The organism is Nocardia sp. JW2 (assembly GCF_051843015.1).
Taxonomy (GTDB): domain Bacteria; phylum Actinomycetota; class Actinomycetes; order Mycobacteriales; family Mycobacteriaceae; genus Nocardia; species Nocardia coubleae.
Window position 1 is genome coordinate 84,573 of record NZ_JBPXLK010000014.1, and the last position, 20,550, is coordinate 105,122.

Sequence of the window (20,550 nt, forward strand, 5' to 3'; positions counted from 1 at the left end):
TCGGGCGATGGAGCTTGCGAGCATGAAGTTTCGGGTCGCCCGAGAGGATTTCGCCGAGTCGGTGGCCTGGGTGGCCCGTAGCCTCCCGTCCCGGCCTCCCGTGCCGGTTCTCGGTGGCGTCCTGCTGGTGGCCGATGAGAACGGCCTGACGGTCTCCGGATTCGACTACGAGGTCTCCGCGCAGATGCGCGTCGCGGCCGAGGTCGCCGGTCCGGGTCAGGTCCTGGTCTCGGGCCGTCTGCTGGCCGACATCACCAAGGCACTGTCCAACAAGCCGGTCGACGTATCCGTCGACGGCACCCGTGTCCTCATCGCCTGTGGCAGCGCCAAGTTCTCCCTGCCGACCATGCCGGTCGAGGACTATCCCCAGCTGCCCGAGGTGCCCCAGCAGACCGGTGAACTCACCGTCGACGTCTTCGCCGAGGCCGTCGGTCAGGTCGCCGTCGCCGCCGGTCGTGACGACACGCTGCCCATGCTCACCGGTATCCGCGTGGAGATCGAGGGCAACGACGTGGTGCTCGCCGCCACCGACCGCTTCCGCCTCGCCGTGCGCCACCTGCAGTGGCAGCCCACACGCCCCGACATCGAGACCGCGGTGCTCATCCCCGCGCGCACGCTGTCCGAGGCCGCCAAGACGCTCGGTGCCGCCTCCGCGCCCGTGCAGCTCTCGCTCGGTAACGGCAACGGGGCCGACGGCCTGCTCGGCATCGTCAACGCGGGCAGGCGGACCACCACCCGGCTGCTCGACGCGGAATTCCCCAAGTTCCGCCAGTTGCTCCCCAAGGAGCACACCTCCATCGCCACGCTGCCGGTGTCGGCGCTGTCGGAGGCGATCAAGCGTGTGGCGCTGGTGGCCGAGCGCGGCGCCCAGGTGCGCCTCGAGTTCTCCACAGACGGTGTACTGCTGTCGGCCGGTGGGGACGACGCGGGCCGCGCCGAGGAATGGCTCGAGGCCGATTTCCGTGGTGAGCCGCTGACCATCGCGTTCAACCCCGGATACCTCACCGAGGGTCTGTCGGCGCTGCACGCCGATCGGGTCACCTTCGGCTTCACCACGCCGAGCCGTCCCGCCGTGCTGCTGCCCGCCTCCGACGAGGAGCCCAAGGTGCTCGAGTCCGGTGCGTTCGCGGCGCTGGAGAGCCAGTACATCTACCTGTTGATGCCGGTCCGGCTGCCCGGCTGAGCGGGGCCGCGCCGCACATGTTCATCCGTGCGCTGTCGGTTCGTGATTTCCGCTCGTGGGATCACGCCGAGCTGGAGTTGTCCCCAGGGCGCACCGTCCTGCTCGGGGCGAACGGCAACGGGAAGACCAATCTGCTCGAGGCGGTCGGCTATCTGGCGACGCTCGGCTCGCACCGGGTGTCCGCCGACGCGCCGCTGATCCGGATGGGCGCCACCCAGGCCGCCATCGGGGCGACCGTGGTGAACGCCGGCCGCGAGCTGCGGGTGGATGTGGAACTCAAGCAGGGTGCCGCCAACCGCGCGCAGATCAATCGTTCGCCGGTGCGCCGGTCGCGCGAGATCCTCGGCATCCTGCAGACCGTGTTGTTCGCGCCGGAGGATCTGGCGCTGGTGCGTGGCGACCCGGGGGAGCGGCGCCGGTTCCTCGACGAGTTGTGCACAGCCCGCCTGCCCAGGCTGGCCGGTGTGCGCGCCGACTACGACAAGGTGTTGCGCCAGCGGTCGGCGCTGTTGAAAACCGCTGGGCGCCAGGTGCGTTCGCGTTCGGATCTGAGCACCCTCGACGTGTGGGACGGGCACCTGGCCGAGCACGCCTCGGTGTTGCTCACCCAGCGGCTGCGCCTGGTGCACGACCTGTATCCCTATCTCGCAGAGGCATATCGGTCGATCGCGCCCGAATCACGCCCTGCCGCAATCGCTTACCGCTCCGGGTACCTTCCACCGGACCTGCTCGATCCCGCGCGGGCACCCGAACCCGACGACGTGGACCAGGTGCGCGAGATCGTGCTGCGCGAACTGGCCGCCGCGCGCGGCCGCGAACTCGACCGCGGAGTGTGCCTGGTCGGCCCACATCGTGACGATCTCGAGCTGCTGCTCGGCAGCGCGCCGGCGAAAGGGTTCGCCAGTCACGGCGAGTCGTGGTCGTTCGCGCTGGCGCTGCGGCTGGCCTCGTTCGAGCTGTTGCGCAACACCGGCGCCGAACCGGTGCTGCTGCTCGACGACGTGTTCGCCGAACTGGACCGGCGCCGCCGGACCGCGCTCGCGGAGGTGGCGGCCGGTGCCGAACAGGTACTCATCACCGCCGCGGTCGCCGAGGACGTACCCGCCGAACTGGCCGCCGCGCCGCTGCGGGTGCAGACCGAGGGCGACGCGGACCGGCGCACCTCACGGATCGTGGCCGAAGATATGCACAGCCGGCCATAGTTATCAACAGGCCCTGTGGAAAACCGTGGACATGCTGGACATATGCCGCATCGGTGCGCGACGGCTCTGTCGGGTACCCGGCGTAGACTCCCGAACCGACCGATGAGCCTCGAGACCGGAAGGTGGGACCGCGTGCAGGACGAGCCGGAAGCGGAACTGCGCGGGATCGATCTGGCCCGCCGCGCCCTCGAGGAAGCACGGGCGGCGGCCAAGGCCAGCGGTAAGTCGGTGGGGCAGGGCCGGGCGTCGCCGGTGCGCAAGCTGCGCGCGGGCGGACGTCGCCGCAGCGGCTGGTCCGGTGCGGGCCCCGACGCCCGCGATCCCCAGCTGTTGTCCGCGCTCGCGGGCTCGATCGCGAAGAATCGTGGCTGGTCAGGCAAGGTTGCCGAGGGAATGGTCTTCGGTCGATGGTCGAGCGTGGTCGGTGAGGACATCGCCGCACACGCCACCCCGGTGACCCTCGAGAACGGCGTGCTGAAGATCGCCGCCGAGTCCACGGCTTGGGCCACCCAGCTGCGGATGCTGCAGAGCCAGATCCTCGCCAAGATCAACGCGGCGGTCGGGCAGGGCGTGGTCACCTCCCTGCGGATCACCGGTCCGGCGGCGCCGAGCTGGCGCAAGGGTGAACGCCACATCAAGGGCCGCGGCCCGCGCGACACCTACGGGTAGCCGGGCGGTCACCGGTGCGAGTTCCGTTGCGGCAGCGCCGCTTCGATCCCCAGATTCGCGGCCTGTGGACAAAACCTGTGGATAACTTCGGGACACGGTGTGCACACGCCGGGAACACACCCGAGCTCGCGGCCCGACCGAAGATGAAGCCAGCGGCCCCTAAGACCGGCAAAACTCCCGCCGAGGCGGAAGCCACTCGCGCTCCTTCGAGTTCTCGCATTCACGGCGAAGCCAGGGGTGTCGTAGGTGCACTGTAAGTTGGGCTTACCAGTAGGATGGTGACGTAACCAGCGGCGAACCCTCGACGCGCGTGTTGTGCAGCCGCTTGCGAGCTGTCCGCGCCAGGGATCAGCAAGTAAGGAGAGCTACCGACAAGTGGCTGCCAACGACTCCAACGCATCGGGCAACAATTCGGGCTACGGTGCCTCGTCCATCACGGTCCTCGAAGGCCTCGAGGCGGTGCGCAAGCGCCCTGGCATGTACATCGGTTCCACCGGTGAACGCGGTCTGCACCACCTGATCTGGGAGGTTGTGGACAACTCGGTCGACGAGGCGATGGCGGGCCACGCGACCAGGGTCGACGTGACGCTGCTGGCCGACGGTGGTGTCGAGGTCGTCGACGACGGCCGAGGTATCCCCACCGCCATGCACGCGCAGGGCATTCCGACCGTCGAGGTCGTCATGACCCAGCTGCACGCCGGCGGCAAGTTCGACTCCGACGCCTACGCCGTGTCCGGCGGTCTGCACGGTGTGGGTATCTCCGTGGTGAACGCCCTGTCGAGCAAGCTGGAAGCCGAGATCGACAACGACGGCTACCACTGGACCCAGGTCTACAAGGATTCCAAGCCCGGCAAGCTGGTGCAGGGCGAGCCCACCGACCGCACCGGCACCACCATCCGGTTCTGGGCCGATCCGGAGATCTTCGAGACCACCACCTACAACTTCGAGACGGTCGCGCGCCGTCTGCAGGAGATGGCGTTCCTCAACAAGGGCCTGACCATCACCCTGACCGACGAGCGGGTGAGCGATTCCGAGGTCACCGACGAGGTGGTCAGCGAGACGGCCGAGGCGCCCAAGCACGCCGACGAGGTCGCCGCCCAGGCGGTCGAGCACAAGGTGAAGACCCGCACGTACCACTACCCGGGCGGTCTGGTGGATTTCGTCCGCCACATCAACCGCACCAAGTCGGCCATCCACAACTCGGTCGTCGGCTTCACCGGCAAGGGCACCGGGCACGAGCTCGAGGTCGCGATGCAATGGAACTCGGGTTACTCCGAGTCTGTCCACACCTTCGCCAACACGATCAACACCCATGAGGGCGGTACCCACGAAGAGGGTTTCCGCGCGGCGCTCACCACGGTGGTCAACAAGTACGCCAAGGAGAAGAAGCTCCTCAAGGAGAAGGACGGCAACCTCACCGGCGACGACATCCGCGAGGGCCTGGCCGCCATCGTGAGCGTGAAGGTCGGCGAGCCGCAGTTCGAGGGCCAGACCAAGACCAAGCTCGGCAACACCGAGGTGAAGTCGTTCGTGCAGCGCGCCTGCAACGAGCACCTCACGCACTGGTTCGAGGCCAATCCGGCCGACGCGAAGACCATCGTGCAGAAGGCGGTGTCCTCGGCGCAGGCCCGGATGGCCGCCCGTAAGGCGCGTGAGCTGGTACGCCGCAAGTCGGCGACCGACCTGGGCGGGCTGCCCGGCAAGCTGGCCGACTGCCGCTCCAAGGATCCGGGCAAGTGCGAGATCTACATCGTCGAGGGTGACTCCGCCGGTGGCTCGGCCAAGTCCGGCCGCGACTCGATGTACCAGGCGATTCTTCCGCTGCGCGGCAAGATCATCAATGTCGAGAAGGCCCGTATCGACCGCGTCCTCAAGAACAACGAGGTCCAGTCGATCATCACCGCGTTCGGCACCGGTATCCACGACGAGTTCGATATCGCGAAGCTGCGCTACAACAAGATCATCCTGATGGCCGACGCCGACGTCGACGGTCAGCACATCGCCACGCTGCTGCTCACGCTGCTGTTCCGCTTCATGCGGCCGCTGGTGGAGCAGGGTCACGTGTTCCTGGCCCAGCCGCCGCTGTACAAGCTCAAGTGGATGCGTTCGGACCCGGAGTTCGCCTACTCCGACCGCGAGCGCGACGCGCTGGTCGAGGCCGGTCTGGCCGCGGGCAAGAAGATCAACAAGGACGACGGCATCCAGCGCTACAAGGGTCTGGGTGAGATGAACGCCAAGGAGCTGTGGGAAACCACCATGGATCCGTCGGTGCGGGTGCTTCGTCAGGTGACGCTCGACGACGCCGCCGCAGCCGACGAGCTGTTCTCCGTGCTGATGGGCGAGGACGTGGAAGCACGTCGCAGCTTCATCACCCGTAACGCCAAGGACGTTCGCTTCCTCGATGTGTGAGCGGTGCTGCGCCATCGCGCGCCCGCGAACACATCAGCCCTCTAAGGAGATTCGATGACTGAGACCACGCTGCCACCGTCCGGCGGTGCGGGCGACCGGATCGAACCGGTCGACATCCAGAACGAAATGCAGAGCAGCTACATCGATTACGCGATGAGCGTGATCGTCGGCCGCGCGCTGCCCGATGTGCGCGACGGCCTCAAGCCGGTGCACCGGCGCGTGCTCTACGCCATGTACGACAACGGCTACCGCCCCGATCGCGGTTACGTGAAGTCGGCGCGTCCGGTCGCCGAGACCATGGGTAACTACCACCCGCACGGCGACTCGTCGATCTACGACACCCTCGTGCGCATGGCCCAGCCGTGGTCGCTGCGGTACCCGCTGGTCGACGGCCAGGGCAACTTCGGTTCCCGCGGCAACGACGGCGCGGCCGCCATGCGTTACACCGAGTGCCGTCTCACGCCGCTGGCGATGGAGATGCTGCGCGACATCGACAGCGAGACCGTCGATTTCGTGCCCAACTACGACGGTCGCTCGATGGAGCCGACCGTGCTGCCCGCGCGCGTGCCCGCGCTGTTGATGAACGGCAGCAACGGCATCGCCGTCGGTATGGCGACCAACATCCCGCCGCACAACCTGAACGAGCTGGCCGAGGCCATCTACTGGTCGCTGGAGAACTACGACGCCGACGAGGAATCCACCCTCGCCGCGTGCATGGAACGCGTCAAGGGCCCCGACTTCCCGACCCACGGCCTGATCGTCGGCAGCCAGGGCATCCACGACGCCTACACCACCGGTCGCGGTTCCATCCGCATGCGCGGTGTGGTGGAGATCGAGGAAGACGCGCGTGGCCGCACCACGATCGTCATCACCGAGCTGCCGTACCAGGTGAACACCGACAACTTCGTCAACTCGATCGCCGAGCAGGTCAAGGACGGCAAGATCGCGGGTATCTCCGATATCCACGACGAGTCCTCCGACCGTGTCGGCATGCGCATCGTGGTGACGGTCAAGCGCGACGCGGTCGCCAAGGTGGTGCTGAACAACCTCTACAAGCACACCCAGCTGCAGACCAGCTTCGGCGCGAACATGCTCTCGATCGTCGACGGTGTGCCGCGCACGCTCCGCCTGGATCAGATGATCCGGCACTACGTGAACCACCAGCTCGAGGTCATCGTCCGGCGCACCCGCTACCTGCTGCGCAAGGCCGAGGAGCGGGCCCACATCCTGCGCGGCCTGGTGAAGGCGCTCGACCTGCTCGACGAGGTCATCGCGCTGATCCGTGGGTCGGCCAACACCGACACCGCGCGCACCGGCCTGATGCAGCTGCTCGACATCGACGAGATCCAGTCGACCGCGATCCTCGACATGCAGCTGCGTCGCCTCTCGGCGCTGGAACGTCAGAAGATCATCGACGATCTGGCCAAGATCGAGCTCGAGATCGCCGACTACAAGGACATTCTCGAGAAGCCGGAACGCCAGCGCGCGATCGTGCGTGACGAGCTGGCCGAGATCGTCGAGAAGTACGGCGACGACCGCCGGACCAGGATCATCGCCGCCGACGGCGACGTGGCCGACGAGGACCTGATCGCCCGCGAGGACGTGGTCGTCACGATCACCGAGACCGGTTACGCCAAGCGGACCAAGACCGACCTGTACCGCTCGCAGAAGCGCGGCGGCAAGGGCGTGATGGGTGCCGGCCTCAAGCAGGACGACATCGTCAAGCACTTCTTCATCTCCTCCACCCACGACTGGCTGCTGTTCTTCACCAACAAGGGCCGGGTGTACCGGGCCAAGGCCTACGAGCTGCCCGAGGCCAACCGCACCGCGCGTGGTCAGCACGTGGCCAACCTGCTGGCGTTCCAGCCGGACGAGAAGATCGCCCAGATCATCCAGCTCAAGACCTACGAGGACGCCCCGTACCTGGTGCTGGCGACCCGCGCGGGCCTGGTGAAGAAGTCCAAGCTCACCGATTTCGACTCCAACCGTTCCGGTGGCATCGTCGCGGTGAACCTGCGCGACGACGACGAACTGGTCGGTGCGGTGCTGTGCTCGGCCGACGACGACCTGCTGCTCGTCTCGGCGCACGGCCAGTCGATCCGCTTCGCCGCGACCGACGAGGCGCTGCGCCCGATGGGCCGCGCCACCTCCGGTGTGCAGGGCATGCGGTTCAACACCGACGACGAACTGCTCTCGCTCAATGTGGTCCGCCCGGACACCTATTTGTTGGTCGCGACCGCCGGTGGGTATGCCAAGCGTACGGCGATCGAGGAGTACACCGCGCAGGGTCGCGGCGGAAAAGGCGTATTGACAATCCAATACGATCCGAAGCGTGGCAGCCTGGTGGGTGCGCTCATCGTCGACGACGAGGACGAGTTGTACGCGATCACTTCCAGTGGTGGCGTCATCCGCACCGCGGCCAAGCAGGTCCGCAAAGCCGGACGCCAGACCAAGGGCGTGCGATTGATGAACCTCGCGGATGGCGATACCTTGCTAGCGATCGCGCGCAACGCCGACGAGCCCGATCCCGATCAGCTCATCGGCGACGCGGCCTCGGAGCAATAACCCAACCAGCGGCGGCAACGAACGGATCTGAGGATTCCATTGACCACACCGAATCAGTCGAACGACGATCGGAACCAGACCAACGGCGTCACCGAGCGGGTCGCCTCGTCTCCGATCCAGCCGCGGCCGATCCCACGTCAGGGTGCGGCCGAAGGCGCCAAGGCACCGGAATCCGGTGGCGCCGGGGACGAATCGTTCGACCAGGCCACCGTGCGGATGGGTACCGAGCCGAACGGGCCTGCCAACGGCTCGGGCAACGGCAAGGGTAAATCGCCCTACCAGGACGGCTGGGCGCAGTTGCCGCAGCGGGAACCGCAGTCCAACCTGTACCGCCCGGGTGAGGCGCCGAGCCAGGGCCGCCCGTCCTCGGGTGGTCAGGGTGGCGGTGGCCTCAAGGGCAGCGGTCCGTCCAACGCCCGCACCACCGCCGACCTGGCGGCCAAGGCGGCGCGCAAGGAAGCCGCGATGGTGAAGTCCGTCGGTATCGACGGGCCGACCCGAAGCATCGCGCGTCCCGAGCTGGTCAAGGACATGCCCGATCTATCGGATGTGCGTCATCCGGGGTCGGACCTGCCGATGGCCAACACCGGGCTGCCGATGGCTCCCCAGCAGCCGCAGAGCGGGCCGTCGGCGCGGGCCGCGGCCGCCTCGGGCCCGGTGTCGCCCGCCGTTCCGGTGGCCATCGCGGCCGCCGCGTCGGGTGAGCCGCTGCGCGCGACGGTGCAGATCCGCCGCATCGATCCGTGGTCGACGCTGAAGATCACGCTGGTCATCAGTGTGGCGCTGTTCTTCGTGTGGATGGTCGCCGTCGGCCTGCTCTACATCGTGCTCGCGGGCATGGGTGTGTGGGACAACCTGGACAACTCGCTGGGCGAGATGTTCAACCAGGAGGGCAGCTCGGGCGGCCTGATCGACGCGGGCACGATCTTCGGGTACGCGGGCGTCATCGGCCTTATCAACGTGGTGCTGTTCACCGCGCTGGCGACGGTCGGTGTGTTCATCTACAACCAGTGCTGCGATCTGGTCGGCGGTATCCAGGTGACCCTGGCCGATCCGGACTAGGAACACGCGTTTTCCGGCACGGCCGGTCGGACCAGGAAACTGGCTCTGACCGGCCGTTTTGGTTATCGGCGGGAGGGTAAGGTAACCTCGTGTCTCGTTGCGGTTCACTGCTCCGGCAGGGGATCGGAATCGAGTTCGGGCCTATAGCTCAGGCGGTTAGAGCGCTTCGCTGATAACGAAGAGGTCGGAGGTTCAAGTCCTCCTAGGCCCACTCCCGAACATCACAGTAGGGTGGGAATCATGAAGATTGTCCTCACGGTCGGTGTTGTGATCGCGGTTCTCATCGGTATCACCAAATTCCGCAAGCGCGACGAAGCCGATCTCTGGCGTGAGGTCACCACCCGCTGATTCGGGTTGCCAGCCGGTACACCACCGGTAAGGGGCCTTAGCTCAATTGGCAGAGCACTGCCTTTGCAAGGCAGGGGTTAGGGGTTCGATTCCCCTAGGCTCCACTTCTGTGAATTCCTCGGTTTTCGATTTCCTGCTCACCGCCGCCCCCGGTGCCGCCGATTCGGCGGATTTCGCGGCGGACTGGGCACGTCACCGCGCTCGCTGCGCGGATCTCACCAATTCTGTCGACCGCGCCGCTGTCGCCGGATTCGACAGTGTCGCATTGGGTTCCGCGTTCCTCGGTGGGTATCAGGAAGCGCTGCACGCGCTGGTGCCCACGCTGGCCCCCGACGAGTTGAGTTCGATGTGCGCTACCGAGGCCACGGGAGCGCGGCCCTCGGCCATGACGACGAGCGTCACCGGCGACGGCATGGTGACCGGCACCAAATCGTTCGCCACCCTCGGTACCTTCGCCACCAGGTTCCTCGTGATCGCCCGTGCGGGTACACATTCCGACGGCAAGCCGCAGCTGCGTGCGGTGCTCGTCGCGGCCGGACCGCAGGCGGTGGTGACTCCGCTGCCGCCGTTGCCGTTCGCACCGGAGATCCCGCACGCCACCGTCACTTTCACGGACGCGCCGGGAGAAACGCTGCCCGGTGACGGGTACGCCGACTACCTGAAGCCGTTCCGCACCGTCGAAGACCTGCACGTGCTTGCCGCTGTGCTCGGTCAGCTCGTGCGGGTGGCCCGGCAAGCACAATGGCCCGCCGACGCGCTCACGGCCCTGCTGGCGCTGTTTGCGGCCGTGCGTGGCCTCAGCACCGAACCCGCCGCGTCTGCGGGCGTGCACATCGCGCTCGCCGGCGTCTTCGATCGCTGCACCGCGCTGCTCACCGAACTCGAACCGTACTGGGACCGGGTGGATCAGGAGATCCGGCAGCGCTGGGAGCGGGACGCGCCACTGCTCGGGGTCGCCGGGAAGGTCCGTGCGGCCCGGCTGGCTACCGCCTGGCGCACAGTGGCCGAACAGGGGGCTGGAGCGCCTGCGGGCCACGAGGATCACTAGCTGTTCTCGTGGCCGCGTCGCGTGGCCTGAACCCGGCTGTCGGGCGATGGAACTGCACCTTGCCGGAAAATGGGGAGCGGGCCTCGGCGAAGGGGGGGAGTTAGCCGAGGCCCGCGTAGGGTCGGCCCGGGGGGGAGGGGCCGACGTGAACGATCCTACGCGATCCACGCGGAAATCGTGTACGCGCAACGGATCAGTTTCCGAGAATTTTTCGTGTCGCGGCCCGTCATGGGGGTGTCGGCCGCAGCGGCAGAGCGGTCGCCGCAGGGTTGTGACACATCACAAACCTCTTACGAACGCCCGAAGTCGCTGGTACGCAAGGTTTTACGCCTCGCGCGCGCTGAACATGTTCTCGTCGGCGGCGATGTGCGGCCACCCGGAGTCCGGGCCGGAGCGCAGCCGCATCGCCGAAAAATCAGTCCGATTCGCCGCGTGTCGCATGCACTCGGCATGTCGAACAGATTTGTACATCTGACATCGCGAACCACCCGAAATGAGGATGCGACTTGTCGGTGGGTGGGGCAATACTGAGGCCATCAAGGGTTCGCGAACTACGACATCAGGAGAATCATGCCCGACGCAATCGTCGCCGAGGGTCTGGTCAAACGGTACGGACAGCTCACCGCACTGGACGGGCTGGATCTCTCCGTCCCCGAAGGCACCGTCACCGCACTTCTCGGCCCGAACGGCGCGGGAAAGACCACGACTGTCCGTGTACTCACCACTCTGCTCGTTCCCGACGAAGGCCGCGCCACCGTCGCCGGGGTCGATGTCATCAACAATCCGCAGGCACTGCGCTCGCGCATCGGCGCGTCGGGCCAGTACGCCGCCGTCGACGAATATCTGACCGGCTTCGAGAACCTCGAAATGGTCGGCAGGCTCTATCACCTCGGCACGCAGCGCAGTAAGGAACGGGCCCGCGAGCTGCTCGAACGCTTCCGGCTCACCGACGCCGCCGACCGCCCGGTGAAGGGCTACTCCGGCGGCATGCGCAGGCGCCTGGACCTCGCGGGCGCGCTGGTCGCCAACCCGCCGGTGCTGTTCCTCGACGAGCCGACCACCGGCCTCGACCCACGTGCCCGCCTGGATCTGTGGGACGTGATCGAGGAACTCGTCTCCGGCGGCACCACCCTGCTGCTCACCACCCAGTACATGGAGGAGGCCGACCGCCTGGCCGATTCCATCGCGGTGATCGACCGCGGCACCGTCATCGCCCGCGGCACCGCCGACGAACTCAAGGCACTCGTCGGTGGCGACCGCATCGAACTCACCGTCGCCACCGCCGACCAGCTCACCGACGCCAAACAGGTGCTCAGCGGCCTGGCCGACGGCGAAATCCACATCGAACCGGGTCTGCGCAAGATCACCGTGCCCGTGGCCGACGGTTCCCAGGACCTGGTCACCGCCATCGGCAGGCTCACCGAGCACAAGGTTCAGATCAACGACGTCGCGCTGCGCAGGCCCTCGCTGGACGACGTATTCCTCACCCTCACCGGGCACGAGGCCGAAGAACTCGTCGCCGGGGATGCCGAGAAGGCAGGCGTCAAGGAAGGACAGAGCCGATGAGCGTCACGATGGACAAGACGCCGGTGACCGAGCCAGATCTGGCGCAGCGGTTGTCGATGGTGGTCAGCGACAGTCTCACGATCGCCAAGCGAAATGTCATCAAGATCAAGCGCGTGCCCGACGTGCTGATCTTCACGACCATGTCGCCGATCATGTTCGTGCTGATGTTCGCCTACGTGTTCGGCTCGGCGATCAAGGTGCCGGGGCTGGAAGGCGGCTACCGCGAATTCCTGATCGCGGGCATCTTCGTCCAGACCGTGGTGTTCGGTGCCTCGTTCACCGGCGCCGGCCTGGCCGAAGACATGCAGAAGGGCATCATCGACCGGTTCCGGTCGCTGCCGATGGCGCCCTCGGCGGTGCTGTTCGGGCGCACGATCAGCGATGTGGTGATCAACCTGGTCAGCCTGGTGGTCATGTCGCTGACCGGGTTGATCGTCGGCTGGCGTATTCGAGGGTCGATTCTCGACGCGGTGCTCGCGTACCTGCTGATGCTGCTGTTCGCCTACGCGCTGTCGTGGATGATGGCCGTGGTCGGCTTGCTCGTACGGGCGCCGGAGGTGTTCAACAACGCCAGCTTCATGGTGATCTTCCCGCTGACGTTCCTGTCCAACGCCTTCGTGCCGATCAACGACCTGCCCGGCCCGCTGCGCGTGTTCGCCGAGTGGAATCCGATGTCGGCCGTCACCGAGTCGGTGCGTCAGTTGTTCGGCAACACCAGCCCGCTGGCGCCCACCTCGGAGGCCTGGTCGATGCAGCACCCGGTGGCCACGTCGCTGATCTGGATCGTGCTGATCCTGCTGATCTTCGTGCCGCTGGCTCAGGTGCAGTACAAGAAGTCCGTGAGCCGCTGAGGGTTCAGCTCGCGCCGGTCTCCGCGACGGGGGCCGGCGCGGAGCCATTGCGGGAGTAGCCGAGACGCGGCGGTTCGGCGGCGGGTTCGGGCAGCTGGGGGCGCTTGCTGCGGGCGATCCAGGCCAGCGCGCCCGCACCGGCGATCGCGAGGGAGGCGATGAGCGGGTTACGAAGCTTCATGCGACCACTGTGGCATAGAACGCCGCCGACGGCACAAACACGAAAACCACGCTCCACCAGGTGCCCGGCAGCGCGGTGACCGCGTGGCACCATTGCTGCGTGACCTCACCCCATCAGACGGCCGTGGCGACGCTGCACACCAACCACGGCGAGATCAAGATCGCGCTTTTCGGTAACCACGCGCCCAAGACGGTGCGCAATTTCGTCGGCCTCGCCGACGGCAGCGCGCCGTACACCACCCCGAACGCGGGTGGCACGGAAGCTGGCCCGTTCTACGACGGCGCCGTCTTCCACCGGGTGATGCGGGGATTCATGATCCAGGGTGGCGACCCGACCGGTACCGGCCGCGGCGGTCCGGGATACGAATTCGGCGACGAGTTCCATCCCGAGCTGCGCTTCGATCGCGGATACCTGCTGGCCATGGCCAATGCGGGACCGGGCACCAACGGGTCGCAGTTCTTCATCACCGTCGGCCCGCAACCGCACCTGAACCGCAAGCACACGATTTTCGGCGAGGTGGTCGACCCGGATTCACGCAAGGTGGTCGATGCGATCGCGGCGGTGGAGACCGACCGCAACGATCGCCCGACCGAACCGGTCGTCATCTCCTCGGTGAAAATCGACTGAATCTGGAAAACAGAACTCCCCGTCGCGATATTCGCGGCGGGGAGTTCTTTGCTTCACGTGAAACAACGTCAGTCGGTGGCGACCTTCGCGAAGCCGTTGACGACCAGGGCGTCGAAGACGTCGGCGGGGTTGGCGCCCAGGTCCCAGCGGCCGAAGATCAGCAGGCGCTCGGTGTCGTTGTGGCGGACGTCGACCTCGAGCATGGTGTTCTTACGGCCGATGCGCCGGTAGGAGGTCACACGGATCCGGTCGATGTGGTCGAGGGGGTACTCGTCGCGGCCGGTGAGAGTGCCGACGATCAGGCGCGGCGGGGAACCGGGAACCATGGTGAGCCGGGGGCGCTGACGCAGCGCGAGCACGGCCATGGCCAGCACCGCGACGGCGGCGACGCCGAGGAAGAGCCGCGAAGGGCCGTCCTGGGCGAGAACGGCCGCTACGGTCAGCAGGAGGCCACCGCCGGTCACCGCGACCAGGGCGGCGGTCGGCGTGGTCCAGGACAAGCTGGCGGCGGGTCGACCTGCGTTCACGCGGCTTGTTCCCCCATTGATCCTCGAGTTGTCCACAGCTTCATCCACAGGTGTGCATGAATGACAACGGTGTAGTTCAGCGCCACCGCATGGTCATGATGAGCCCGATGACCATCAGGCCGAAACCGATCAGGAAGTTCCAGGCGTTCAGGTCGTTCATCCAGCTGATCTTCTCGGCAGCCAGGTAGTACACGAGCAGCCAGAGCAGGCCGGCCAGCATGAAGCCGAGCATGATCGCGACGTACCAGACAGGCGACGGACCCGCTTTGACCTTCACCGGGGTACGGCTGGCAGGGCTCGGGGTGTAATCGGCCTTCTTACGGACCTTGGACTTGGGCATGACGTCCTCGTATTCTCCGGTACTGGTCGTCTCCTAGGCTATCCCACCAGGTAATGGATGCGACGACCTACCGGCCGGGCACGTACCCTCGTTGCATGCGTGTTCTGGTCGTCGACAACTACGACAGCTTCGTGTTCAACCTGGTGCAATACCTCGGCCAGCTGGGTGCCGACGCCGTCGTATGGCGAAACGACGACCCGCGCCTGGCCGACCTCGACACCCTGCTCACCCGTGGCGACGAAGGCGGCGCTTTCGACGGCGTGCTGGTGAGCCCCGGGCCGGGCAGCCCCGACCGGGCGGGCGCGAGCATTCCGCTGGTGCACGCCGCCGCCAAGTACGAGAAGCCGTTGCTCGGCGTGTGTCTCGGACACCAGGCCATCGGCGAGGCGTTCGGCGGCACCGTCGACCGGGCGCCGGAACTGCTGCACGGCAAGACCAGTTCGGTGTACCACCTCGGCTCGGGCGTGTTGGCCGGTCTGCCCGACCCCTTCACCGCCACCCGCTACCACTCGCTCACCGTGCTCCCGGAGACCATGCCCGCGGAGCTGGAAGTGGTCGGCCACACCGAGAGCGGCATCGTGATGGCCATGCGGCACCGCAGCCTGCCGATCCACGGCGTGCAGTTCCACCCGGAGTCGGTGCTCACCCAGGGCGGGCACCGGATGCTGGCCAACTGGCTCGAGGTCTGCGGCGAACGCCCGGCCGAGGCGCTGGTGTCGGCGCTCGAGGCGGAGGTCGCCGCGCTGGTGACCCCGTGAGCGAGGTGCCCGCGGCATCCGGCGGAGGCGACGGGAGCGCCGCCCCGCCGAGACGCCCGCGAGTGCTGTTGTCCGTGGCGACCAGTCTCGACGGCTACATCGATGACGCCAGCGCGCAGCGGCTGCTGCTGTCCAACAGCGCCGACTTCGACGAGGTCGATCGTTTGCGCGCCGAGTCCGACGCGATCCTGATCGGTGCGGGCACTTTACGGATCGACAATCCACGGTTGCTGGTCAACAGCGCCGAGCGGCGGGCAACACGCGTCGCGTCGGGGCGCCCGGAGTATCCCGTGAAGATCACCGTCACCGCATCGGGCGAGCTGGATCCGGCGCTGCGCTTCTGGCACACCGGAGGCGCGAAGATCGTCTACACCACCACGGCGGGCGCGGTCCGGCTCGGTGATCGACTCGCCGACACGGCCGAGGTCGTGTGCCTGGGTGACCGGCTCGACCTGGCCGCCCTGCTCGACGACCTCACCGCGCGCGGAATCCACAGGCTGATGGTGGAAGGCGGCACCGGGATGCACACAGGTTTCCTCGCAGCCGACCTGGTCGACGAGATCCGCTTGGCGATCGCGCCGATCCTGGTCGGTGACGCGGCCGCGCCCCGCTTCGTCGGCCCGGCCCTGTTCCCAGGTGGACCGCAGCGTCGACTCCACTTGACGGGTGTGGAACAACTTGGGGATGTCGCTGTTGTGAACTACCTGGTCGGCGCGCCGACGGAGCCGATTCACCCACCGGCCCTGTGACTGAATTCCCGGTGCCGACCTGGGGAAATGCCGCTGTTCACAGTTCATTCACCGGCGTACTGCACAACCTGAACATGACCGGCTCCACAACTGCCACAGGCTGTGGATAACTTTCGAACCCAGGGGAAAACGTGCACACAGACAGCCTCGATCACCGCTTCATGCACAGGGCCATCGAACTGGCCCGGCAGTGTCCGCCCAGTTCGACGGCCTACTCGGTGGGCGCCGTCATCGTCGTCGACGGTGTGGAGATCTCCACCGGCTACTCACGCGAGACCGACGAAAAGGTGCACGCCGAGGAATCGGCGCTGAACAAACTCGACGCCGACGACCCCCGCCTGGCCCGCGCGACGATCTACAGCACGCTCGAACCCTGCTCGACGCGCGCCACCGCGACCCGGCTGCCCTGCACCGACCGCATCCTGGCGGCGGGTATCCCCAGGGTGGTCATCGCCTGGCGCGAACCGAGCCTGTTCGTCGCGGCCTGCGAGGGTGTGGACAAACTCCGCACCAACGGGGTTGAGGTCGTCGAACTCACCGACCTGGCCGAGGCGGCCAGGTCGATGAACGATCACCTCGACCTGAGCTGACGGGAGTCAGGGCCGCCCGTAGATGGCGGTGACGAACTCGCCGAGCTGATTGTCGTCCAGGTGGCGAGCCAGATCGGCCTCGCTGATCATGCCGACCAGCCGCTTGTTCTCGATCACCGGCATCCGCTTCACCCGATGGTCTTCCATCTGGTCGAGCACGTCTTCCACATCGGCGTCCGCGCTGATCCAGCGCGGCGTCGCCTCGCACAGTTCGGCCGCGGTCGTCAGTTCCGGCGACAGGCCGCGCGCGATGCACTTCACGACGATGTCGCGGTCGGTGATGATGCCGCACATGCGTTCGTTGTCGTCGGCGACGACGAGCGAGCCGACACCGAGATCGGCCATCGCCGCCGCGGCCGTGGCCACGGTGTCGTCGCGGGTGATCCACTGAGCGCCGGGCTTCATGATGTCCCTGGCTGTGGTCATGGGCTACCTCCTCGTTCAGCAGTGCTGGGTGGGATGGAGCTAGCCCAAGTCTAGGCCCGTGGGCGTCACCGTGGAATGGGTGAGGCGCCTACCTGCAGGATCACATTTCCACTCATCGTCACCGAGGTGCCCGCAGGCGGATTCTGCCCGACGACCTTGCCCGAGGCGCTGCCGTCGAGAGTGATGACCGTCGTCTGGCTGAGCTGACCGGTCCAGCCCTGTGCGCGCAACTTCTCCTGGGCCTGGGTGGGGGTGAGCCCGGTCAGGTCAGGAACGGTGATGCGGTCGCCGAGGGACACCTGCACGGTGATGGTCGATCCCTTCTCCGCGTTGCTGCCGCCCGCCGGGCTGGTGGAGAGCACCTGGCCCTTCGGTTGGGGCGAGAGCACCTCCTTGACCTCCACCTTGAACCCGGCACTCACGGTGAGGTTCGGTTCGGCGACGGAGATGTCCTGGCCGACCACGTCGGGTACCCGGACCTGTTCGGGCCCGCTGCCGATGACGATGACGATCGGCTGCTCGATGTCGATGCGCACGCCCGCGGTCGGTTCCTGCCCGATCACCCGGTCGGTGTCGGCGACGCTGGAGGCGCGCCGCTGCACGTTCGGATCCATCTGCAGCCCGGTCGAATTCAGCGCCTGCTCGGCCTCGGCCTGGGTCATCCCGAGGATGCGCGGCACCGCGACCTGCGCGGGTCCGGTCGACACCTGCAGGGTGACGGTGCTGCCCTCGTCGATGCGCGACCCGCCGAGCGGCTGGGTGGCGATCACATTGCCCGGCGCGACCTTGCCGTCCGGTTTCTGCTGCACGGCCACGCTGAAACCGGCCTTGACGAGCTCGGATTCGGCCTGCTGCGCGGTCTTGCCGGACAGGTCGGGCACCGCGACCTGGTCGGGCTTGCTGCCCGGACCGATCAGCACCCAGAACATGCCGAACGCGACGGCGAGCGCCGCGGCGACGCCGAGCGCGATCAAACCGGTGCGATTGCCCTGCTCGGCGGGTGGGCCGACGGCGGGGTGTTCGGAGGTGTCGTCGCGGTCGTGGAACCGGCGCGGCGCCGGCTCGTCGTAGCCGGCGTAGTCCTCGTCGTTCATCACCATCGGCGCGCTCGGCTTCTGCCCGCCGAGCACGCGAATCAGATCGGCGCGCATCTCCGCGGCGGTCTGGTAGCGGTTGGCCGGGTTCTTGGCCATCGCCTTGAGGATCACCGAATCGAGCTCGCGCGGGACCGCCGGATTCACCGACGACGGCAGCGGCGGGTCTTCCTTCACATGCTGATAGGCGACCGCGACCGGCGAATCACCGGTGAAAGGTGGCTGGCCGGTGAGGATCTCGAACAGCACACAGCCGACCGAGTACACGTCCGAGCGCGCGTCGACGGTCTCGCCGCGCGCCTGCTCGGGGGAAAGGTATTGCGCCGTACCGATCACGGCGGCGGTCTGGGTCATCGGGTTGGAGCTGTCGGCGATCGCGCGCGCGATGCCGAAGTCCATCACCTTCACCGCGCCCGCGCGGTTGATCATGATGTTGGCGGGCTTCATGTCCCGGTGGACGATGCCCGCCTTGTGGCTGAAGTCGAGTGCGGCGCAGACATCGGCGACGATCTCCATCGCCTTGCGCGGCGCCAGCGGACCCTTGCCGCGCACGATGTCGCGCAGGGTGTCGCCCTCGACGTATTCCATGACGATGTAGGGCAGCGGCCCGTCGTCGACGGTGGCCTCGCCGGTGTCGTAGACGGCGACGATGGCCGGGTGGTTCAGCGCGGCCGCGTTCTGCGCCTCGCGCTTGAAGCGCAGGTAGAACGTTGGGTCGCGGGCCAGGTCGGCGCGCAGCACCTTGATCGCGACGTCGCGCGAGAGGCGCACGTCGCGGGCCTTGTGCACCTCCGACATGCCGCCGAACCCGATGATCTCGCCCAGCTCGTACCGCGAGGAGAGATTCTTCGGGGTGGTCATTGCTGTCCTATGTTCGGGCCTACGGCGTTGTTGTCCTCATTCGGAAATGGTAGATCGAGGGTGGGGATACGCGGCTTGTCCCGGGTGGTGGTCGCCGCCGCCGGTTTCGTGGTGGTCGGCGCGGGTTTGGTCGTCTTGGGGACGGTGGTCGTCGGTTCCGGTTTGGTCGTGGTCGGTTCCGGCGTGGTGGTCGGCGGTTCCGTGGTCGTCGTCGGTTCCGGCGTGGTCGTCGTCGGGCGGTCGGGTTGCGTCGGCGCGGGTTCCTCGGAGGTGACCGGCGGCGGCAGCGGACGGGTGGTCGTCACCGGCGGGGCAACCGGCGCGGTGGTTTGCACGGTGGTTGTGGTCGGGCCGGTGTCGCGGTTGGGTTCGCCGCCGAACAGCAGCCAGATCACGCCACCGCCGAGCAGCAGCGCGCCGACACCGAGCGCGATCAGCCATTTCTGGTTGTTCTTGGCATCGTTGGTCGCGGCGACGGCGGCGGGCGCGGCGGCCTGCGTGGCCGGGCCCGCGTATCCGCCGGTCGGCGGCTGATTGCCGAAACGCATGGTCGCGCCGTCGTAGTCGGCGGCCGGGATCACGGTGGTGGGGCCGGGGGGCAGCACGCGGGTCGCCCCGGTCATCGACGCGGCGGCACCACCGGGCACGGGCGGCATGTGCCCGGCGCGCACGGCGGCCACGGCATCGGCGAACTCGCCACCGCTGCGGTAGCGCTGCGCCGGATCCTTGGCCATGGTGATCGCGATCAGCTCGTGCACATTGGCGGGCAGATCGGCGGGCAGCGGCGGCGGCGCGTCGCGCACGTGCTTCATGGCGACGGTGATCGCGCCCTCACCGGTGAACGGGCGCGCGCCTGCCAGCGCCTCGTACCCGACCACACCGAGGGAGTACACGTCGGAGGCGGCGGTGGCATCCTCGCCGACGGCCTGTTCGGGCGCGATGTACTGGGCGGTGCCCATCACCATGCCGGTCTTGGTCACCGGCGAGGCGTCGACGGCCTTGGCGATGCCGAAGTCGGTGATCTTCACCTGACCGGTCGGCGTCACCAGGATGTTGCCCGGCTTCACATCGCGGTGCACCACACCCGCGGCGTGGGCCACCTCGAGCGCGCGTCCGGTCTGCTCGAGCATGTCGAGGCCCTGGATCACCGAGAGCCTGCCCATGCGGTTGAGCACGGCGTTGAGGGGTTCGCCCTGCACCAGCTCCATCACCAGGTAGGCGGTTTCGCCGCCGGACGGGTCGGTGGTCTCGCCGTAGTCGTAGATGCCCGCGATCCCCGGCGCGTTGAGCTGCGCGGTGGTGCGTGCCTCGACCCGGAACCGCTGACGGAACGTCGGGTCGGCGGAGAACTCGGTCTTGAGGACCTTGACCGCCACCCGGCGGTCGAGCCGGGTGTCCATCGCTTCCCACACCTGACCCATACCGCCGGTGGCGATGAGCCGCTGCAGGCGGTAGCGGTCGGCGATCATGGCGCCGTTGTTCAGCATCGGGGCC

The 20,550-nt window shown here is 67.4% G+C and carries 20 protein-coding genes and 2 tRNA genes; 16 read left to right on the forward strand and 6 right to left on the reverse strand.

Going from position 1 to position 20,550, the window contains the following annotated elements:
* Window positions 1-7: 7 nt before the first annotated feature.
* From dnaN to ACSVDM_RS20180, 12 genes are all read left to right on the forward strand, one after another.
* A complete protein-coding gene (gene dnaN, locus ACSVDM_RS20125; RefSeq protein WP_067644045.1) occupies window positions 8-1,183 on the forward strand; it encodes a DNA polymerase III subunit beta in 1,176 nt (391 codons plus the stop codon).
* A gap of 17 nt (window positions 1,184-1,200) precedes the next feature.
* A complete protein-coding gene (gene recF / locus ACSVDM_RS20130; protein WP_439266992.1) occupies window positions 1,201-2,385 on the forward strand; it encodes a DNA replication/repair protein RecF in 1,185 nt (394 codons plus the stop codon).
* A gap of 102 nt (window positions 2,386-2,487) precedes the next feature.
* A complete protein-coding gene (locus ACSVDM_RS20135) occupies window positions 2,488-3,054 on the forward strand; it encodes a DUF721 family protein (RefSeq protein ID WP_357151920.1) in 567 nt (188 codons plus the stop codon).
* Between the two features lie 375 nt (window positions 3,055-3,429).
* Window positions 3,430-5,463, forward strand: coding sequence for a DNA topoisomerase (ATP-hydrolyzing) subunit B (gene gyrB, locus ACSVDM_RS20140; protein ID WP_439266994.1), 2,034 nt, complete (start codon window positions 3,430-3,432; stop codon window positions 5,461-5,463).
* Between the two features lie 54 nt (window positions 5,464-5,517).
* Entirely contained in the window at window positions 5,518-8,028 is a 2,511-nt protein-coding gene (gene gyrA / locus ACSVDM_RS20145) for a DNA gyrase subunit A (protein ID WP_439266996.1), read from the forward strand.
* A gap of 39 nt (window positions 8,029-8,067) precedes the next feature.
* Window positions 8,068-9,090: a DUF3566 domain-containing protein gene (locus tag ACSVDM_RS20150; RefSeq protein ID WP_067495142.1), complete on the forward strand. Its 1,023-nt coding sequence runs from the start codon at window positions 8,068-8,070 to the stop codon at window positions 9,088-9,090.
* A gap of 137 nt (window positions 9,091-9,227) precedes the next feature.
* Window positions 9,228-9,301: transfer RNA gene (locus ACSVDM_RS20155), tRNA-Ile, on the forward strand.
* Between the two features lie 29 nt (window positions 9,302-9,330).
* Entirely contained in the window at window positions 9,331-9,438 is a 108-nt protein-coding gene (locus ACSVDM_RS20160) for a DLW-39 family protein (RefSeq protein WP_210740150.1), read from the forward strand.
* Between the two features lie 31 nt (window positions 9,439-9,469).
* Window positions 9,470-9,542 (forward strand) — tRNA-Ala (locus ACSVDM_RS20165).
* A 5-nt stretch (window positions 9,543-9,547) separates the two neighbouring features.
* Complete coding sequence (locus ACSVDM_RS20170; RefSeq protein ID WP_439266998.1) at window positions 9,548-10,486, forward strand: acyl-CoA dehydrogenase family protein; 939 nt, start codon at window positions 9,548-9,550, stop codon at window positions 10,484-10,486.
* 570 nt (window positions 10,487-11,056) lie between these two features.
* Window positions 11,057-12,052, forward strand: a complete 996-nt coding sequence (locus tag ACSVDM_RS20175; protein ID WP_067978046.1) for an ATP-binding cassette domain-containing protein — start codon at window positions 11,057-11,059, stop codon at window positions 12,050-12,052.
* Window positions 12,053-12,060: 8 nt separating this feature from the next.
* Entirely contained in the window at window positions 12,061-12,903 is an 843-nt protein-coding gene (locus tag ACSVDM_RS20180) for an ABC transporter permease (protein WP_439267058.1), read from the forward strand.
* A gap of 4 nt (window positions 12,904-12,907) precedes the next feature.
* Here ACSVDM_RS20180 and ACSVDM_RS20185 read toward each other — a convergent pair whose 3' ends face one another.
* Complete coding sequence (locus tag ACSVDM_RS20185) at window positions 12,908-13,084, reverse strand: hypothetical protein (RefSeq protein WP_166655808.1); 177 nt, start codon at window positions 13,082-13,084, stop codon at window positions 12,908-12,910.
* A 99-nt stretch (window positions 13,085-13,183) separates the two neighbouring features.
* On the opposite strand from ACSVDM_RS20185, the gene ACSVDM_RS20190 reads away from it, so the two are divergent.
* Window positions 13,184-13,711: a peptidylprolyl isomerase gene (locus ACSVDM_RS20190; RefSeq protein WP_439267000.1), complete on the forward strand. Its 528-nt coding sequence runs from the start codon at window positions 13,184-13,186 to the stop codon at window positions 13,709-13,711.
* 68 nt (window positions 13,712-13,779) lie between these two features.
* On the opposite strand, the gene ACSVDM_RS20195 is transcribed toward ACSVDM_RS20190, so the two are convergent.
* Window positions 13,780-14,238, reverse strand: a complete 459-nt coding sequence (locus ACSVDM_RS20195) for a PH domain-containing protein (protein ID WP_439267001.1) — start codon at window positions 14,236-14,238, stop codon at window positions 13,780-13,782.
* Between the two features lie 76 nt (window positions 14,239-14,314).
* Window positions 14,315-14,578: a cell division protein CrgA gene (gene crgA, locus ACSVDM_RS20200; RefSeq protein ID WP_067495154.1), complete on the reverse strand. Its 264-nt coding sequence runs from the start codon at window positions 14,576-14,578 to the stop codon at window positions 14,315-14,317.
* 95 nt (window positions 14,579-14,673) lie between these two features.
* On the opposite strand from crgA, the gene ACSVDM_RS20205 reads away from it, so the two are divergent.
* The 3 genes from ACSVDM_RS20205 to ACSVDM_RS20215 all read left to right on the forward strand — a co-directional run bounded on the left by ACSVDM_RS20205 (window position 14,674) and on the right by ACSVDM_RS20215 (window position 16,675).
* Window positions 14,674-15,336: an aminodeoxychorismate/anthranilate synthase component II gene (locus tag ACSVDM_RS20205; protein ID WP_439267003.1), complete on the forward strand. Its 663-nt coding sequence runs from the start codon at window positions 14,674-14,676 to the stop codon at window positions 15,334-15,336.
* A gap of 62 nt (window positions 15,337-15,398) precedes the next feature.
* Window positions 15,399-16,085, forward strand: a complete 687-nt coding sequence (locus ACSVDM_RS20210) for a RibD family protein (protein WP_439267005.1) — start codon at window positions 15,399-15,401, stop codon at window positions 16,083-16,085.
* Window positions 16,086-16,216: 131 nt separating this feature from the next.
* Complete coding sequence (locus ACSVDM_RS20215; protein ID WP_245655532.1) at window positions 16,217-16,675, forward strand: deaminase; 459 nt, start codon at window positions 16,217-16,219, stop codon at window positions 16,673-16,675.
* 6 nt (window positions 16,676-16,681) lie between these two features.
* Here the strand turns inward: ACSVDM_RS20215 and ACSVDM_RS20220 are convergent, their stop codons facing one another.
* The 3 genes from ACSVDM_RS20220 to ACSVDM_RS20230 all read right to left on the reverse strand — a co-directional run bounded on the left by ACSVDM_RS20220 (window position 16,682) and on the right by ACSVDM_RS20230 (window position 20,543).
* On the reverse strand, window positions 16,682-17,101 hold the full coding sequence (locus ACSVDM_RS20220) for a CBS domain-containing protein (protein ID WP_067495164.1): 420 nt from the start codon (window positions 17,099-17,101) through the stop codon (window positions 16,682-16,684).
* A 65-nt stretch (window positions 17,102-17,166) separates the two neighbouring features.
* A complete protein-coding gene (gene pknB / locus ACSVDM_RS20225; RefSeq protein ID WP_067495166.1) occupies window positions 17,167-19,056 on the reverse strand; it encodes a Stk1 family PASTA domain-containing Ser/Thr kinase in 1,890 nt (629 codons plus the stop codon).
* A complete protein-coding gene (locus tag ACSVDM_RS20230; protein ID WP_439267007.1) occupies window positions 19,053-20,543 on the reverse strand; it encodes a protein kinase domain-containing protein in 1,491 nt (496 codons plus the stop codon). The genes pknB and ACSVDM_RS20230 overlap by 4 nt, the downstream gene beginning before the upstream one ends.
* Between the last annotated feature and the right edge of the window lie 7 nt (window positions 20,544-20,550).

What these genes read in the sequence shown, in the direction of transcription:
- dnaN (WP_067644045.1), top strand. Translation starts at nt 8, where the DNA reads ATGGAGCTTGCGAGCATGAAGTTTCGGGTCGCCCGAGAGGATTTCGCC.
- ACSVDM_RS20175 (WP_067978046.1), top strand. Translation starts at nt 11,057, where the DNA reads ATGCCCGACGCAATCGTCGCCGAGGGTCTGGTCAAACGGTACGGACAG.
- ACSVDM_RS20185 (WP_166655808.1), bottom strand. Translation starts at nt 13,084, where the DNA reads ATGAAGCTTCGTAACCCGCTCATCGCCTCCCTCGCGATCGCCGGTGCG.
- ACSVDM_RS20230 (WP_439267007.1), bottom strand. Translation starts at nt 20,543, where the DNA reads ATGCTGAACAACGGCGCCATGATCGCCGACCGCTACCGCCTGCAGCGG.
- crgA (WP_067495154.1), bottom strand. Translation starts at nt 14,578, where the DNA reads ATGCCCAAGTCCAAGGTCCGTAAGAAGGCCGATTACACCCCGAGCCCT.
- ACSVDM_RS20135 (WP_357151920.1), top strand. Translation starts at nt 2,488, where the DNA reads ATGAGCCTCGAGACCGGAAGGTGGGACCGCGTGCAGGACGAGCCGGAA.
- ACSVDM_RS20205 (WP_439267003.1), top strand. Translation starts at nt 14,674, where the DNA reads ATGCGTGTTCTGGTCGTCGACAACTACGACAGCTTCGTGTTCAACCTG.
- pknB (WP_067495166.1), bottom strand. Translation starts at nt 19,056, where the DNA reads ATGACCACCCCGAAGAATCTCTCCTCGCGGTACGAGCTGGGCGAGATC.
- gyrA (WP_439266996.1), top strand. Translation starts at nt 5,518, where the DNA reads ATGACTGAGACCACGCTGCCACCGTCCGGCGGTGCGGGCGACCGGATC.
- ACSVDM_RS20180 (WP_439267058.1), top strand. Translation starts at nt 12,061, where the DNA reads ATGGACAAGACGCCGGTGACCGAGCCAGATCTGGCGCAGCGGTTGTCG.
- recF (WP_439266992.1), top strand. Translation starts at nt 1,201, where the DNA reads ATGTTCATCCGTGCGCTGTCGGTTCGTGATTTCCGCTCGTGGGATCAC.
- ACSVDM_RS20160 (WP_210740150.1), top strand. Translation starts at nt 9,331, where the DNA reads ATGAAGATTGTCCTCACGGTCGGTGTTGTGATCGCGGTTCTCATCGGT.
- ACSVDM_RS20220 (WP_067495164.1), bottom strand. Translation starts at nt 17,101, where the DNA reads ATGACCACAGCCAGGGACATCATGAAGCCCGGCGCTCAGTGGATCACC.